General features: G+C 73.1%; 13 protein-coding genes. 7 read left to right on the top strand and 6 right to left on the bottom strand.

The genetic code is table 11. The annotated features are described in order from the left end of the window. Positions 1–149: 149 nt before the first annotated feature. Genes ABT232_RS36620 through ABT232_RS36600 form a run of 5 tightly spaced genes read right to left on the bottom strand, consistent with a single transcriptional unit; the run spans position 150 to position 5,880 of the window. Entirely contained in the window at positions 150–1,460 is a 1,311-nt protein-coding gene (locus ABT232_RS36620; RefSeq protein WP_351848639.1) for a DUF58 domain-containing protein, read from the bottom strand. Next, positions 1,460–2,449, bottom strand: coding sequence for an AAA family ATPase (locus ABT232_RS36615; RefSeq protein WP_351848645.1), 990 nt, complete (start codon positions 2,447–2,449; stop codon positions 1,460–1,462). Before ABT232_RS36615 ends, ABT232_RS36620 begins: the two co-directional genes overlap by 1 nt. Continuing rightward, positions 2,449–3,666 (bottom strand): DUF4350 domain-containing protein, encoded by a 1,218-nt coding sequence (locus ABT232_RS36610; RefSeq protein WP_351848636.1) that lies wholly within the window; start codon positions 3,664–3,666, stop codon positions 2,449–2,451. The genes ABT232_RS36615 and ABT232_RS36610 overlap by 1 nt, the downstream gene beginning before the upstream one ends. Continuing rightward, positions 3,663–4,475 carry a DUF4129 domain-containing protein gene (locus tag ABT232_RS36605; protein ID WP_450872069.1) on the bottom strand — a complete coding sequence of 271 codons (813 nt, stop codon included), beginning with the start codon at positions 4,473–4,475 and terminating at the stop codon, positions 3,663–3,665. The genes ABT232_RS36610 and ABT232_RS36605 overlap by 4 nt, the downstream gene beginning before the upstream one ends. Positions 4,476–4,479: 4 nt before the next feature. Then, a complete protein-coding gene (locus ABT232_RS36600) occupies positions 4,480–5,880 on the bottom strand; it encodes a glycerophosphoryl diester phosphodiesterase membrane domain-containing protein (protein ID WP_351848630.1) in 1,401 nt (466 codons plus the stop codon). 140 nt (positions 5,881–6,020) lie between these two features. On the opposite strand from ABT232_RS36600, the gene mtnA reads away from it, so the two are divergent. The 7 genes from mtnA to ABT232_RS36565 all read left to right on the top strand — a co-directional run bounded on the left by mtnA (position 6,021) and on the right by ABT232_RS36565 (position 15,103). Next, a complete protein-coding gene (mtnA, locus tag ABT232_RS36595) occupies positions 6,021–7,163 on the top strand; it encodes an S-methyl-5-thioribose-1-phosphate isomerase (RefSeq protein WP_351848628.1) in 1,143 nt (380 codons plus the stop codon). 214 nt (positions 7,164–7,377) lie between these two features. After that, a complete protein-coding gene (mtrA, locus tag ABT232_RS36590) occupies positions 7,378–8,067 on the top strand; it encodes a two-component system response regulator MtrA (RefSeq protein WP_187283109.1) in 690 nt (229 codons plus the stop codon). Between the two features lies 1 nt (position 8,068). Further along, a complete protein-coding gene (gene mtrB, locus ABT232_RS36585; RefSeq protein ID WP_351848626.1) occupies positions 8,069–10,093 on the top strand; it encodes an MtrAB system histidine kinase MtrB in 2,025 nt (674 codons plus the stop codon). A gap of 22 nt (positions 10,094–10,115) precedes the next feature. Then, complete coding sequence (locus ABT232_RS36580; RefSeq protein WP_351848624.1) at positions 10,116–11,951, top strand: LpqB family beta-propeller domain-containing protein; 1,836 nt, start codon at positions 10,116–10,118, stop codon at positions 11,949–11,951. Between the two features lie 237 nt (positions 11,952–12,188). After that, positions 12,189–13,139, top strand: a complete 951-nt coding sequence (locus ABT232_RS36575; protein ID WP_351848622.1) for a ComF family protein — start codon at positions 12,189–12,191, stop codon at positions 13,137–13,139. A gap of 314 nt (positions 13,140–13,453) precedes the next feature. Further along, on the top strand, positions 13,454–14,143 hold the full coding sequence (gene hpf / locus ABT232_RS36570) for a ribosome hibernation-promoting factor, HPF/YfiA family (RefSeq protein WP_351848619.1): 690 nt from the start codon (positions 13,454–13,456) through the stop codon (positions 14,141–14,143). 204 nt (positions 14,144–14,347) lie between these two features. After that, complete coding sequence (locus ABT232_RS36565) at positions 14,348–15,103, top strand: response regulator (protein WP_351848617.1); 756 nt, start codon at positions 14,348–14,350, stop codon at positions 15,101–15,103. A 32-nt stretch (positions 15,104–15,135) separates the two neighbouring features. Here ABT232_RS36565 and ABT232_RS36560 read toward each other — a convergent pair whose 3' ends face one another. Next, entirely contained in the window at positions 15,136–16,308 is a 1,173-nt protein-coding gene (locus ABT232_RS36560) for a winged helix-turn-helix domain-containing protein (RefSeq protein ID WP_351848615.1), read from the bottom strand. Positions 16,309–16,332 lie beyond the last annotated feature (24 nt).

Genomic DNA, 16,332 nt, shown 5'->3' with positions numbered 1-16,332 from the left:
GTACTGCAGGGGGGACCCTGTGGGAGAGTAGGACGCCGCCGAACAAATTTTAGGGAAAACCCCCGCATCGAAAGATGCGGGGGTTTTCTGCGTTTCAGGAGGCTTTTATAGGGTGCGTGGGCTCTTCCGGTGGGAGAGCCCTGTTCGCGCTACAGGCGGCCGGCTGTTTTCAGGGCCAGGTAGGCGTCCGCCAATGCTGGTGCCAGGTGATCGGGCGTTGCGTCGACGACGGTGACTCCGTGGCGGCGTAGTTGTTCGGCGGTGCGGTCGCGTTCGGTCTGGGCCTGGGCGGCGGCAGCGGCGTCGTAGACGGCTTCCGTGTTGCCGCGGGCCTTGGCCATGCCGGCGATGTGCGGGTCGGCCGCCGAGGCGACCAGGACCGTGTGGCGTTGGGTCAATTGCGGCAGGAGAGGGAGCAGGCCTTCTTCCATCGGGGCCGCGTCGAGTGTGGTCATCAGGACGATCAGGGAACGGCGAGGCGCGGTGCGGAGCGCGGTGGCGGTGAGGCCCCGGGCGTCCGTCTCCACGAGCTCGGGTTCCAGGGTCGCCATCGTGTCGACGAGGGCCGGGAGGACGTCTTTCGCTGTGCGGCCCTGAACAAGAGCCCGAACGCGGCGGTCGTAGGCGAGGAGGTCTACGCGGTCGCCGGCGCGGGAGGCGAGGGCGGCGAGCAGGAGTGCCGCGTCCATGGAGGCGTCGAGGCGCGGGGCGTCGCCCACGCGGCCCGCGGAGGTGCGGCCGGTGTCCAGGACCAGCAGGATGTGGCGGTCGCGCTCCGGGCGCCAGGTGCGGACGGCGACGGAGGAGTGGCGGGCCGTGGCTCGCCAGTCGATGGAGCGGGTGTCGTCGCCGGGCACGTACTCGCGGAGGCTGTCGAACTCGGTGCCCTCGCCTCGGGTGAGGACGCTGGTGCGGCCGTCGAGTTCCCGGAGGCGGGCGAGCTTCGACGGGAGGTGCTTGCGGCTGGTGAAGGGCGGCAGCACGCGGACGGTCCAGGGGGCCTTGTGGGTGCCCTGGCGGGCGTAGAGGCCCAGTGGGCCGTATGAGCGGATGGTGACGCGGTCCGCCTGGCGGTCGCCGCGGCGGGTGGGGCGTAGGCGGGTGGTGAGGCGTCGGCGTTCGCCGGCGGGGACGGTCAGGTGGTGGCGGGAGGCCGCCACCTCGGTGCCCGGCTGCCAGCTGCTCGGCGGCCAGGCGTCCCTCAGATCGGCTCGCAGGGGGCGGCCGGAGGGGTTGGTGACCGTGAGGGTGACGTCGGCGGTGTCGCCGAGGCGGGTGGAGGCGGCGCCGGAGCGGGACAGGCGCAGGCGGCGTACGGGGGCCGCGAGGGCGTAGTCGCAGGCGCAGGCGAGGGCCAGGGGGGCGTTCACGGCGAGGATGCCGGTCCAGCCGGGTGCCCAGATGCCGACCGGGAGGGAGCCGAGGGCCGCGATGAGGGCGGCGCGTCCGGTGAGGGCCATCAGCGGGGGACGGGGACGTGGGCGAGGATCGAGTTGATGACGGAGTCGGCCGTCACGCCTTCCATCTCGGCCTCCGGGCGGAGCTGCACGCGGTGGCGGAGGGTGGGGAGGGCCAAGGCCTTCACGTCGTCGGGGATGACGTAGTCGCGGCCGGTCAGCCAGGCCCAGGCGCGGGCGGTCGCGAGGAGGGCGGTGGCGCCGCGCGGGGACACGCCGAGGGTGAGGGACGGCGACTCGCGGGTGGCGCGGCAGATGTCGACCACGTAGGCGGTGATCTCGGGGGAGACGGTGGTCTTGGCGACGGCCGCGCGGGCGGCTTCGAGGTCGGCGGGGCCGGCCACCGGGCGGACGCCGGCGGCGCGGAGGTCGCGCGGGTCGAAGCCCTCGGCGTGTCGGGTGAGGACGTCGATCTCGTCCTGGCGGGACGGGAGCGGGATCGTCAGCTTGAGGAGGAAGCGGTCGAGCTGGGCCTCGGGGAGGGGGTAGGTGCCTTCGTACTCGACCGGGTTCTGGGTCGCGGCGACCAGGAACGGCTCGGGGAGCGGGCGGGGGGTGCCGTCGACCGTGACCTGGCGTTCCTCCATGGCCTCCAGGAGGGACGACTGGGTCTTCGGGGGCGTGCGGTTGATCTCGTCGGCCAGCAGGAGGTTGGTGAAGACCGGGCCGGGCTGGAAGGAGAACTCGGCGGTGCGGGTGTCGTAGACGAGGGAGCCGGTGACGTCGCTCGGCATCAGGTCGGGGGTGAACTGGACGCGCTTGGTGTCGAGTTCCAGTGCGGAGGCGAGGGCGCGCACGAGCAGCGTCTTGGCGACGCCGGGGACTCCTTCGAGCAGGACGTGCCCGCGGCACAGGAGGGCGACGACGAGTCCGGTCACGGCGGGGTCCTGGCCGACCACGGCCTTGGCGATCTCGGCGCGCAGGGCTTCCAGGGCGGCTCGGGCGTGGCCCGGGTCGCCGGTCCGCCCGGCGTTGTCAGTGGTCGGGTCCATCATGGACGGCGTACCTCTCTTTCGAGGGCGTCGAGTTGGTCGGCGACTGCGATGAGGGCCGCGTCGTCGCTGGGCGGCGGGCCGTAGAGCAGGGAGTGCAGGGACTGTCCGTCGCCGTGGAGGTGCGCGGACAGTGCGGGGAGCAGGGCTTCGGGCGTGTGTGCCCGGGTGACGGGGATGCCTACGAGGGGGGCGAGGCGCGTGCGGGTGGTGGAGCGAAGAGCGGCGGCCGCGCGGTCGCGGGCGTTCGCCTTGCGGTAGAGGCGGGCGCGGCCTTCGACGGTTTCGGAGGCGCGGATCGCCACGGGGAGTTGTTCGGGCACCAGGGGGCCGAGCCGGCGTGCCCGCCACAGGGCGGCCAGGGCCGCGGCGATGAAGAGTTGCAGGGTCCCCCAGAGCCAGCCCGAGGGGAGCAGGTCGAAGAAGCCTTTCTCGCCGTCCGGGCCGGCGGCGGAGGCGTCGGAGAGCGAGGGGAGGTACCAGACCAGATGGGGGCGGGAGCCGAGGAGTTGGAGGGCGAGCGAGGCGTTGCCCTGCTCGTCGAGGCGTTCGTTGAGGAGGATGTCGGGCGCGCCGAGGACGATGGTGTCGCCCTCGCCCTCGCCGTCGCCGGGGGTGTGCGGGACACGGATCAGGGTGGCCAGGCGCTCGCTGGGGTAGCACCTGTCGGCGTCGGGGCGGGTCGTGGTGTAGCGGATGCCGCCGGTGTCGGCGGGGCCGGCGCGGCGGGCGGCGGGGAGTGCGCAGTCGGGGGAGAGCGTCGACTGCTGGCTGGTGGCGGGGTCGGCGCTGACGCCGGGGGCGAGTCGTTCGACGGAGGCGCCGCCGGCCGCGACGAGGACGGTGCGTCCGCCGGAGTCGGCGGCGGCGCCGTGCAGCTGGTCCTGCTGGCTCGCCGTCAGCAGGTCGGGGACGGCGACCAGGAGGGTGGTGTCCGGGGCGAGTGCGGCGCGGGCGTCGGCCAGGGTGGTGACCACGCGGGTGGACACGCCGCGGTCGGCGAGGAGTTCGGCGACGGCGCGGCTGCCCTGCGGGTCGGCGGAGCGGGGGTCGAGGTTGCCGTGCCGGGTGTCGGAGCGGATGACGGCGATCGTCACGGCGGCCGCCAGGAGCAGGACGAGGGCGAGGGCGATGCCTCGCGTGCGGGTCCACAGGTGGCGGGCGGTCGGGGAGACCGAGGTGGGCGCCGGGAGCGTGGCCGTGGTCTCGGTGGTCATCCGGCGGCCCCCTGGCTGGTGCTGTGGGGCGTGCTGTGGTCGCTGTTGCCGGTGAGCTCGGGCTTGGTGCGTTCCAGGTCGCGGTCGAGGGCGGCGATGCGCTGGTACGCCTGCTGGGTGGCGGTGCGGCCGCCGTATGTCACGTCGTCGAAGTCGCGGGCGGCGGCGCGGAGTCCGTCGGTGTGGGAGGGCAGTGCGCGGCCGGCCTCGGCGGCGGCCTCGTCGGCGGTGCGGCCGGGGCGGGCGTCGAGGAGGGTGCGTTCCTCCAGGGAGCGGACGATGGCGCGCATGCGTTCCTGGACGGCCTGGTTCCAGTGGCCCTGGGCGGCGTGCGCCTCGGCGGTGGCGCGGTGTTCGGCCGCGCTGCGGGGGCGGTCGTCGAAAAGGGCCGCGGAGGTGGTGGGCGGGCGGTGCGGGGTGCCCAGGCGCCACCACAGGGCCCCGACGACGGCGAGCACGGCGAGGATGACGACGACGAGGCCCACGGTGCCGCCGGGGGCGGCGGACGAGGCGGCGTCGAAGAGGTCGTCCACCCAGTCCCAGAAGGCGTTCAGGGCCCGCTGGAAGAGGCCGGGATCGTCCTCGTGGTACATGCTCTTGGACAGCTCGCGGCGCGCCGCCTCCCGCGCGGGGTCGCGCGGGAGGGTCACCGGTGGTTCGTCGCCGGAGCGCAGGAGTGACAGCACGGACTGGCCGTGGTGCGGTGGCCGTAAGGCCTGGGTGCCGCTGTGCGACCAAATCCCTACGGCGGATTCGGCGGCGCGGGGGAGGGCCGGCGCCGCTGTGAGAACTGCCCCCGCCAGGCTCACCGCATCAGCTCCCCGGGGTGCCGGGGGCGGCGGGACCGTAGTCCTGGACACCGGCGGCGCGGGCCAGTTCGAGGTCGAGGGCCTCGCGGCGGATGCGCTGGTCGATGTAGAGGAGCACGGTGACGCCGGCGGTGATCGGGAACGTGATCATCGACCCGAGCACCGAGCCGATGCCGCTGACGATGAGGAACGTCCAGCCGAAGTCGCCGGTGCCGTTGACGAAGCCGCTGACGCCGTCGCCGCTGAGCGCGGCGGCGAGGAACGTGAACGGGATGACGACGATCGCGGCGACGATGTTCGCGATGATCGTGGCGAGCAGCTGGATGCCGAAGACCCGCCACCAGGAGCCGCGCACCAGCTTGGTGGAGCGCTTCATCGCCTGGACGATGCTCTGCTTCTCCAGCATCAGCGCCGGGGAGGCCAGGGAGAAGCGGATCATCAGCCAGATGGCGACGACGGCGCCGGCGAGGCTGCCGAAGACGGCGAGTGCCGCGCCGCCGTCACCGCCGCCCGTGGCGGTCACGAGGATGCCGGGGAGCGCGCCGGCGAGGGCGATGCCGACGGCGATGACCAGCAGCAGGAGGATCAGGCCGAACAGCTTCACCACGCGCGGGGCGGCGTCCCGCCAGGCCTCGCCGGTGGTGACCGGCTTGCCGAGCACCGCGCGGCTGGTGACGGTCGTGAGCAGGGCGGTGGCGGCGACGGTGCCCACCAGGGAGATGACGAAGAGGACGCCGGAGCTGAGCATGGCGTCGCCCATGGCCCGGGTGAGTTCGTCGAGGGTGGCGCTGGGGTCGCCGAGGGCGTCGGTGTCGGCGAAGTCGTCGAGGACCAGGCCCTGGAGCAGGATCACGATGATCTCGGTGACGACCGCGACGGTGAGCGAGATGCCGAGGACCGTGCGCCAGTAGGTGCGCATGGTGGAGACGGCGCCGTCGAGGATCTCGCCCACGCCGAGCGGGCGGAGCGGGATGACGCCGGGCTTGGCGGCGGGCGGCGGGCCGCCCCAGGGGGTGCCCCAGCCGCCGTGGCCGCCGCCTGCGGGGCCGCCGGGGCCCTGCCAGCCGCCGGGGGCGCCGGGACCCTGCCAGTTGCCGTGACCGGCGCCGGGGCCGCCCTGCCAGTTGCCGGGACCGCCGGGGGGCGGGGTTCCCCAGCCCCCCGGGCCGGGCGGAGGGGGCGGCGGGGTCTGGCCCGGGGCGGGCGGGCCGGTGGGCGCGGACCACTGGGCGGGTGGCGGCTGCTCCTTCGACCACTGCGCGCCGGGGTTCCGCGGCTGCGCGGGCGGCTGCTGCGCGGGCTCGGGGCTCGGCCGGTCGGCCGGCTCGTCGGGGGCGGGCGTGCCGGGCTCGTGCCCGTCGGACGGGGCGGATCCGGGCGAGGCCCAGCCCGGAGTGTCGTTCATCGTCGCTCCTTCACGGTGCCCGTCCGCGGTCGCGGCGGCAGGTTGGCCAACATCGTGCCATGGGGGGCTCGGCGGGGGACCGGCCGCGGTAGGGGCTGCACACCTTCAATTGTCCGCCGGATAACGGGCAGACTGACCGCATGGCTGATCAGCAGGCGCAATCCGTCGAGGACAAGCGGCCGACCGAGGTACCCGTGCTCCGCTGGGAGGAGCCACCCGAGGGTCCCGTGCTGGTGCTACTGGACCAGACACGGCTGCCGAGCGAGGAGGTCGAACTGGTCTGCACGGACGCCCCCGCGCTGGTGGAGGCGATCCGGTCGCTGGCCGTGCGTGGCGCGCCGGTGCTCGGGATCGCCGGGGCGTACGGTGTCGCGCTCGCCGCGGTGCGCGGGTTCGACGTGGAGGAAGCGGCGCAGGCGCTCGCGGGCGCGCGCCCGACCGCGGTGAACCTCGCCGTGGGGGTGCGCCGGGCGCGGGACGCGTACCACGCGGCCCTGGCCGCCGGAGGCGACGTGGAGGCGGCCGCCGCGGCGGCGCTGGCGGCGGCGCGGCAGCTGCACCGGGAGGACGCCGAGGCCAGTGCCCGGATGGCGGAGCACGGGCTGACGCTGCTGGACGAGCTGCTGCCCGGCGGCGGGCACCGCGTCCTCACGCACTGCAACACCGGGTCGCTGGTGTCGGGCGGGGAGGGCACGGCGTTCGCGGTGGCGCTCGCCGCGCACCGGCAGGGGCGGCTGAGGCGGCTGTGGGTGGACGAGACGCGTCCGCTGCTGCAGGGCGCCCGGCTGACGGCGTACGAGGCGGCGCGCAGCGGGATGGCGTACACGCTGCTCACCGACAACGCGGCGGGGTCGCTGTTCGCGGCCGGGGAGGTGGACGCGGTGCTGATCGGGGCCGATCGCATCGCGGCGGACGGCTCGGTGGCGAACAAGGTGGGGAGCTATCCGCTGGCGGTGCTGGCGCGGTATCACCATGTGCCGTTCATCGTGGTGGCGCCGGTGACGACGGTGGACCCGGAGACTCCGGACGGGGCGTCCATCGAGGTGGAGCAGCGCCCGGGGTACGAGGTGACCGAGGTGACCGCGCCGCAGGTGCAGGTGTCGGGAGCGGGCGGTGGGATACCGGTGGCGCCGTTGGGGACGCAGGCGTACAACCCGGCGTTCGATGTGACGCCGCCCGAGCTGGTGACGGCGATCGTCACCGAGGAGGGCGTGGTGTCACCGGTGACGCGGGAGGCGCTGGCGGAGCTGTGCCGGAAGGGGCGCGGCGACCTTCGGCCGTGAACGGATGTCTCCCGGCCCGGCGGGTGTGCGCAGGGTAGGCGGACGGGGGCGGTGCGTGGTCGGGCCGCCTCCGGCTGCGGGGCGGTGACCCGGATTCTCGGCGTCCGGACCGCGGTGGCGGTCGGCGAGGGCAGACAGTGACGGTCCCGTACGACTATCGTCACTGGTCAGTGAGCTGCCTCACCTGGATCTTCGCCACCGTTATGAGAATGGGATGATGTCGTTTATGAAGGGACGAGTCCTTGTCGTCGACGACGACACGGCACTGGCCGAGATGCTCGGCATCGTGCTGCGTGGTGAAGGTTTTGAGCCGTCTTTCGTAGCCGACGGCGACAAGGCGCTGGCCGCTTTCCGGGAGGCGAAGCCCGATCTGGTGCTGCTGGACCTGATGCTGCCCGGTCGGGACGGCATCGAGGTCTGCCGCCTGATCAGGGCGGAGTCCGGGGTGCCGATCGTGATGCTCACGGCGAAGAGCGACACCGTCGATGTCGTCGTGGGCCTGGAATCGGGTGCCGACGACTACATCGTGAAGCCGTTCAAGCCGAAGGAGCTGGTGGCCCGTATCCGGGCGCGGCTGCGGAGGTCGGAGGAGCCTGCGCCGGAGCAGCTCGCCATCGGTGACCTGGTCATCGACGTGGCCGGGCACTCCGTGAAGCGGGACGGGCAGTCGATCGCGCTGACGCCGCTGGAGTTCGACCTGCTGGTGGCGCTGGCGCGCAAGCCGTGGCAGGTGTTCACCCGCGAGGTCCTGCTGGAGCAGGTGTGGGGCTACCGGCACGCTGCGGACACGCGGCTGGTCAACGTCCATGTGCAGCGGCTGCGCTCCAAGGTCGAGAAGGACCCGGAGCGGCCGGAGATCGTGGTGACCGTCCGGGGTGTCGGTTACAAGGCCGGGCCGAGCTGACATGTCCAAGGACAGTGCCGCTTCGGCGCCCGGCCGGTCCGGGACCCGCGCGGGGCGGCCTGTCGGCCGGAAGGCGGCGGGCTCCCGCTGGGGAAGGTTTCTCGGGGGCGGGCTGCTCCAGGGCGGAGTCCAGGGCAGCCCGGTCCTGAGGTTGTTCATGCGCTGGGTGCGTCGTCCGTTGCTGCCGGTGATGCGGCTGTGGCGGCGCAACATCCAGCTCAAGGTCGTCGCCACCACGCTGCTGATGTCGCTGGGCGTGGTGCTGCTGCTGGGCTTCGTCGTCATCGGGCAGGTGCGCAACGGTCTGCTCGACGCCAAGGTGAACGCCGCGCAGAGCCAGGCCACCGGTGGGTTCGCCGTGGCCAAGCAGCGCGCCGAGGAGGCGGCCACCGGGGCCGCCGCCGATCCGGACGCGGTGGACGGGCAGTCCTCGCAGAACGTCATCCAGTGGATGAGCGAACTGGTCTCGTCGCTGTCCAGCGGCGGCCAGGGCGCCTTCGACGTCGTGACGCTGCCCGCCGGTGACGACGCCGGCGGCGGGCGCGGACCGCGCGCCTCAGGCGGCGTGAACCCCATGCAGAGCGTGCCCGAGGACCTGCGCTCGCGGGTCGGCAGCAGCACGAGCGCCGTGCAGAAGTACACCCGCATCGTCTACGGCCCCGGCAAGGACTCCCAGCCCGCGCTGGTCATCGGCAAGCAGGTCAACGACCCGAACGGCGACCCGTACCAGCTGTACTACCTCTTCCCGCTGACGCAGGAGGAGAAGTCGCTGAGCCTGGTGCGGGGCACGCTGGCGACGGCGGGGCTGTTCGTCGTCGTCCTGCTCGGTGCGATCGCCTGGCTGGTGGTGCGCCAGGTCGTCACGCCCGTGCGGATGGCCGCCGGGATCGCCGAGCGGCTGTCGGCGGGGCGGCTCCAGGAGCGGATGAAGGTCACCGGCGAGGACGACATCGCACGGCTCGGCGAGGCCTTCAACAAGATGGCGCAGAACCTTCAGCTGAAGATCCAGCAGCTGGAGGACCTGTCGCGGATGCAGCGGCGGTTCGTCTCGGACGTCTCCCATGAGCTGCGCACCCCGCTGACGACCGTGCGGATGGCCGCCGATGTCATCCACGAGGCGCGGGTGGACTTCGACCCGGTCACCGCGCGGTCGGCGGAACTCCTCGCCGACCAGCTGGACCGCTTCGAGTCGCTGCTCGCGGACCTGCTGGAGATCAGCCGGTTCGACGCGGGCGCGGCGGCGCTGGAGGCCGAGCCGATAGACCTCAGGGAGGTCGTGCGGCGGGTCGTCGGCGGGGCGGAGCCGCTGGCCGAGCGCAAGGGCAGCCGGATACGGATCGTGGGCGACCAGCAGCCCGTCGTCGCCGAGGCGGACGCCCGGCGGGTGGAGCGGGTGCTGCGCAACCTGGTCGTCAACGCCGTCGAGCACGGTGACGGCAAGGACGTCGTCGTCAAGCTCGCCTCGGCGGGCGGGGCGGTCGCGGTCGCGGTGCGCGACTACGGCGTCGGGCTCAAGCCGGGCGAGGCGACCCGGGTCTTCAACCGCTTCTGGCGGGCCGACCCGGCGCGCGCCCGCACCACGGGCGGTACGGGCCTCGGCCTGTCCATCGCCCTGGAGGACGCCCGGCTGCACGGCGGCTGGCTCCAGGCGTGGGGCGAGCCGGGCGGTGGCTCGCAGTTCCGGCTGACGCTGCCGCGGACCGCGGACGAGCCGCTGCGGGGCTCGCCGATACCGCTGGAGCCCAAGGACTCGCGGCGCAACCGCGGACTCGACGACGCCGGTCTGCCGCGCGGGGGCGAGAAGAGCGCCACCGTGCCCGCGCAGACGGCTGTCGGCGGGCCCGTGCGGCCGCTGGACGCGATCGCCTCGCAGCTGGCCCCGGTGGCGCCGACGGCCGACCCGGCGGCGCTGCCCGGCAACGGTGCGCGCGTGGTGGCGCGGCCGGCGGGAGGAGCGCGACGGGCGGAGGAGACGGCGTCCGGCCGGGCTCCGGGACGCGCGTCGGACGCGGAGCCCGATGAGTAGAACGAGCAAGGGGAGGCATTTCGTGGGCTCTGACCGCGAGGGGGGCGCCCGGCGTGGTCCGGCGCGCGCGGTGGCCTGCATCGCCTGCGGGGTCGTCCTGCTGTCGGGGTGCGCCTCGATGCCGGACCACGGGGATCTGCGCGACGTCGAATCCACGCCGCGGCAGGACACCCAGGTGCGGGTGTTCGCCGTACCGCCGTCGGAGGGTGCTCAGCCGCCGCAGATCGTGCAGGGCTTCCTGGAGGCCCTGACCAGCGACGATCCGAACTTCGAGACGGCGAGGCAGTATCTGACCGACGCGGCGGAGAAGGCGTGGAAGCCGAAGCTGTCCACGACCGTGCTCGCCAACGCGCCCGCCATCGACGTCGACTGGGCGGCCAACAAGGAGCACAGCGACACCTTCTCGTTCCTGCTGACCGGCAGCAAGGTCGCCACCGTGGACGCGGAGCAGTCCTACGCGCCCGCGAGCGGTTCCTACAGCCAGCAGGTCCTGCTGAAGAAGGAGAAGAAGAGCGGGCAGTGGCGCATCGACCGGCTGCCGGAGGGCATCATCCTCGGCCGGTCGGACTTCCAGCGCAACTACATGTCCGTCAACAAGTACTACCTGGCGTCGAACACCCCGGGCGGTGGCGCGTCGGCGCAGCTCGCCGCGGTCGCCGACCCCGTCTACCTGCGCCAGCGGGTGGATCCGACGACGCAGGTGGTGCAGTCGCTCCTCGCCGGGCCGACGCGCTGGCTCGATCTCGCGGTCCGCTCCAGCTTCCCGACCGGTACGCAACTGAAGAAGGGCGTCGACACGCTGACGCCCGACGAGCACAACAAGCTGACCGTGCCGTTGAACGACAAGGCCTCCCGCGTCGGGCTCGCCAAGTGCAACGAGATGGCCGCCCAGCTGCTGTTCACCCTCCAGGACCTCACCCCGGCGATCGACGAGGTCGAGCTCCAGGCGGACGGCGCCCGGCTGTGCGCGCTCGACGCGGACGCCGCCCAGGCGGTCGCCGCGCGAGGACCCGCGCGGAGCCCCGAATACCTGTACTTCCTCGACGGCGACCACCGGACCGTGCGGATACGCAGCGACAGCAGGACCGCCGGAGCGGAACCGGTGCCGGGCCCGCTGGGCGAGGGCACGAGGACGCTGCGGTCGGTGGCCGTGTCGCGGGACGAGCGCAGCGCCGCCGGGGTGGGCCTGGACGGCAAGGAGCTGTACGTCGGGACCCTGGAGGCCGGTGCCGCGCTCGGCGACCCGGTGCTGCGCAGCGCCGGCCCCACCGAGGACGACCGGCTGACCACGCCGAGCTGGGACGGACAGGGCGGCCTGTGGGTGGCCGACCGCGACCCCGAGAATCCGCGGCTGCTGCTGCTCCAGGAGGGCAAGGGCGAGCCGCTGGAGGTGGCGGCGCCGGGGCTGGACGGGCGCGTCAAGGCGGTGCGGGTGGCCGCCGACGGCGTGCGGATCGCGCTGATCGTGGAGAAGGACGGCGAGCAGTCCCTGCTCGTCGGCCGGATCGATCTCGACGAGAAGGTCGGCGAGCGGTCGGCGGTCACGGTACGGGAGCTGCGCAACGCCGCCCCCGAGCTGGAGGAGGTCACCACGATGTCGTGGAGCGGTGACAGCCGGCTCGTGGTGGTCGGGCGCGCCGAGGGCGGTGTGCTGCAGATGCGGTACGCCCAGGTCGACGGCTCCACGCCGAAGGGGCCCGCGCCGGACGCCCTGACCGGGGTGAAGGAGATCGCCGCGTCCGAGGACGACCGGGTGCCGCTGGTGGCCTACTCGGACGACGGGATCGTGCGGCTGCCCACGGGAGCGCAGTGGCAGACGGTGGTCAAGGAAGGGTCGGCGCCGGTCTATCCGGGCTGAGGCGCGGAAGCGCGGTGGCGCTGCGGCGCTGCGGCGTGGAGCGCGGGCTCGGAGGCGCGGGGTGCGGAGGCGCGGGGTGCGGAGGCGCGGCGCGGGACTCGGGGCCGGCCCGCGGTGGGCCGCGGGCGGTGCCGTTCACCCGGGTGGGTGAGGGCTTCCGGCCGGGGCGCGTGGTTCTCCACAGGGCGTTTTCCACAGGGGTGGCCGGCCGGCGCGGGGGTCGGCACAGTGGTCCGCATGCGGGGGTGGTGGCAGGACCTCACCGACCTGGTGCTGCCGGCCGAGTGCGGCGGCTGCGGCAGGCCTCGTGCGGTGCTCTGCCCGGAGTGCCGTACGGCTCTGAGCGGGGCCGCGCCGTGCCGGGTGCGTCCGGTGCCGGAGCCGCCAGGGCTGCCGGCCGTGCACGCGGCGGCACGGTACGGGGACGCGGTGCGGGCCGTGCTGCTCGCCCACAAGGAGAGAGGCGCGCTGGCGCTCTCCGGGCCGCTCGGCGCGGCTCTGGCGGGGGCTGTGCGGGCGGGGCTGCGAGAGGCGCGGGGAGGCAGGGCCGGCGGGGTGTCGGCCGGTGGGGTGAGATCGCGGGCCGCCGGGGCGCCGGTGCTGCTGGTGCCGGTCCCGTCGGGGCGCGGCGCGGTGCGGGCGCGGGGGCATGATCCGGCGCGGCGGATCGCGCTGGCGGCGGCGGGCGAGCTGCGGCGGACGGGGACGCCGGCCCGGGTGCTCGCCGTGCTGCGGCAGCGGCGGGCGGTCGTCGACCAGTCCGGGCTCAACTCCCGGCAGCGGCTGGGCAACCTCGCCGGCGCGCTGGCGGTGGCGCCCGGTGGCGCGGCGCTGCTCGGCGGTGGTCCGGTGGTGCTGGTGGACGACCTGATGACGACCGGCGCCTCGCTGGCCGAGGCGGCGCGCGCGGTGCGGCAGGCGGCGCGGGAGGCGGTGCCCGCGGAGTCGGCGGCAGCGGGCGGGCATGGGCAGGCGGGAGTCGTGGCACCCGGAGACCACGCGTCGGTTGTGTACCGCGGAGGAAGTCGGGAAAGGACTGGGGAACAACGGACGGCTGGAGCAATGGAAGGGAGCGGGGACCGGAAGTGGACCGCCCCGGGAATGGCGGGACGGAACGGGTCCGGTGACGTGATCTGCGCAGCGGTGATCGCCGCGATGCCAGATTCTTTCGAAATAAACCGGAACTGACTGCGAACTTACATCGTTGCAGGTAGTGAGAGGGTCAATTCACCTGAATGGAGGTACGCCGCAGTAGAGGGTGACGACATCCGTCCGAGCGAGATATGTTCGGTTGTGAGGGAAAGCCGCAGGCCACACCTCTCATATCCGAATGCCGAGCCGCGGGTTTTCCGCAATCACCCGGCCGGCTGGGGTGCAGATCTCGCCCATGGGGGAGGAGGAGGTGGACGTCACCGAGTCCGAGGTTCCGGGGCTCACCGGGACCTGGTGCACAAGGGAGATGCTCCGTCGGTGAACGGAGCGATCCGGGAACGGAGTTCTGCGTGGACATCGTCGTCAAGGGCCGCAAGACCGAGGTGCCCGAGCGGTTCCGCAAGCACGTGGCCGAGAAGCTGAATCTGGAGAAGATCCAGAAGCTCGATGGCAAGGTGATCAGCCTCGACGTCGAGGTGTCCAAGGAGCCCAACCCCCGACAGGCCGACCGCTGCGACCGGGTGGAGATCACGCTCCGCTCCCGCGGTCCCGTGATCAGGGCTGAGGCAGCGGCCAGCGATCCGTACGCGGCACTCGACCTGGCCGCCGACAAGCTGGACGCCCGGCTGCGCAGGCAGCACGACAAGCGGCACACGCGCCGCGGGGTCCGCCGGCTCACCGCAGCCGAGGTCCCTCAACACGTTCCGGGCGCGGCCACGCTCAACGGCAACGGCCACCTCGGGGCCGACGAGCCCGAAGGCGTGCCCACCAAGAAGGTCGGCTCGCTCGAGGTGCAGGGCGAAGGCCCCCTCGTCGTCCGCGAGAAGACGCACGCCGCCGCCCCGATGACCCTCGACCAGGCCCTCTACGAGATGGAGCTGGTCGGGCACGACTTCTACCTGTTCGTCGACTCCGAGACCAAGGAACCGAGTGTCGTCTACCGGCGGCACGCCTACGACTACGGCGTGATCCATCTCCGGACGGACACGATGATCACCGAGCCGCCCTCGCCGGAGGCAGGCGGTTCGCTGGGCGGCTGACCTTCCCGGACGACAGCTGATCCGGTGCCCCTGGAGCGTGTGTGCGCCCCCAGGGGCACCGACGTGCGACCGGTTGGCGCACCGCTTCGTCACCTCGGCGTCGTCCGGGCATGAAATCATGGCCGCAACGGCCCAACCGGTGGGCCGTTGCCTTGGGTTGGCGATGGCACAGGACCACAGGCCAAGCCTTCAGGGGGAGGAACGATGGCGGACAGCTTCGGACCGATGCAGGCCGGGGGCGCCGACAGGGGCGACGGCGGCTCGGTCGGCAGGGGCCCGGACGAGGGCTCTTCACGCGAGGAGCCGATCCGCGTCCTGGTGGTGGACGACCACGCCCTCTTCCGCCGTGGCCTGGAGATCGTGCTCGCGGCCGAGGAGGACATCCAGGTCGTCGGCGAGGCGGGCGACGGTGCCGAGGCGGTGGAGAAGGCTGCGGACCTGCTGCCCGACATCGTCCTGATGGACGTACGGATGCCCAAGCGGGGCGGGATCGAGGCGTGCACCTCCATCAAGGAGGTGGCACCCAGCGCGAAGATCATCATGCTGACCATCAGCGATGAGGAAGCCGATCTCTACGACGCCATCAAGGCGGGGGCGACGGGATACCTCCTCAAGGAGATCTCGACCGACGAGGTGGCCACCGCGATCCGGGCGGTGGCCGACGGGCAGTCGCAGATCAGTCCCTCGATGGCGTCGAAGCTGCTCACCGAGTTCAAGTCGATGATCCAGCGGACGGACGAGCGGCGGCTGGTGCCCGCGCCGCGGCTCACCGACCGGGAGCTGGAAGTGCTCAAGCTCGTGGCGACCGGGATGAACAACCGGGACATCGCCAAGGAGTTGTTCATCTCCGAGAACACCGTCAAGAACCACGTCCGCAACATCCTGGAGAAGCTGCAACTGCACTCCAGGATGGAGGCCGTGGTGTACGCGATGCGGGAGAAGATCCTCGAGATCCGCTGAGAGCGGCCTCGGGGCAGGGCTCAGGGCAGGGCTCAGGACAGGGCTCGGGCCAGTTCTCCGGTGAGCGCGGCGTGCAGCTGCGGGGCGTCCACCCGCTCCACCCGCACGTCGGTGCAGTCCACCCAGCTCGCCGCTTCCAGCAGGGCCTGGGCCACGGCCGGGACCGCCTTCGGGCCGTCCAGGGTCACCTGCTTGGCGACCAGGGTGCGGCCCTCGCGGGCCGGGTCGACGCGGCCGACCAGCCGGCCGCCGGCCAGGACCGGCATCGCGAAATAGCCGTGCACCCGCTTCGGCTTGGGGACGTACGCCTCCAGGCGGTGGGTGAAGCCGAAGATGCGCTCGGTCCGGGCGCGCTCCCAGATCAGGGAGTCGAACGGGGACAGCAGCGTGGTGCGATGGCGGCCGCGCGGGGGTGTCCGCAGCGCCTCGGGGTCCGCCCAGGCAGGCTTGGACCAGCCCTCGACCGTGACCGGCACCAGACCGGAGTCGGCGATCACCGCGGCGACCTGCTCACCCTTCAGCCGGTGGTAGTCGGCGATGTCCGCGCGGGTGCCGACGCCCAGGGCCTCGCCGGCCAGGCGGACCAGACGGCGCAGGCACTCCGCGTCGTCCAGGTCGTCGTGCAGCAGGGTGTCCGGGACGGCGCGCTCCGCGAGGTCGTAGACACGCTTCCAGCCGCGGCGCTCCACGCACACCACCTCGCCGTACATCAGCGCGCGTTCGACGGCGACCTTGGTGCCGGACCAGTCCCACCACTCGCTGGTCTTCTTCGCACCGCCCAACTCGGTGGCCGTGAGCGGCCCTTCGGTACGGAGCTGCTTGATGACCTGGTCGTAGACGCCGTCCGGGAGGTCGTGGTGCCACTGCGGGCGGTCGCGGTAGGCGCGGCGGCGGAAGGCGAAGTGGGGCCACTCCTCGATGGGGAGGATGCAGGCGGCGTGGGACCAGTACTCGAAGGCGTGGGTGTCCTTCCAGTAGGCGTTCTCGACCGTGCCGCGGCCCACGGCGCCGAGGCGGGCGTACGGGACGAGCTCGTGCGAGCGGGCCAGGACGGAGATGGTGTCGAGTTGCACCGCGCCGAGGTGCCGGAGGACGCCGCGGACTCCGGCGCGGCGGTCGGGTGAGCCGAGGAGACCCTGGGCTCGCAGGGCGATGCGGCGGGCTTCGTCCGCGGTGAGAGTGGTCGTGGGGCGCGGGGTCGTCATGTCGTCGAACGATAGGCGGTGGGA

The sequence above is a fragment of the Streptomyces sp. NPDC001532 genome (genome assembly GCF_040298625.1).
Classification (GTDB): domain Bacteria; phylum Actinomycetota; class Actinomycetes; order Streptomycetales; family Streptomycetaceae; genus Streptomyces.
The sequence above is the reverse complement of the archived record's forward strand: the minus strand, read 5'-3'. Positions and strand labels throughout refer to the sequence as shown.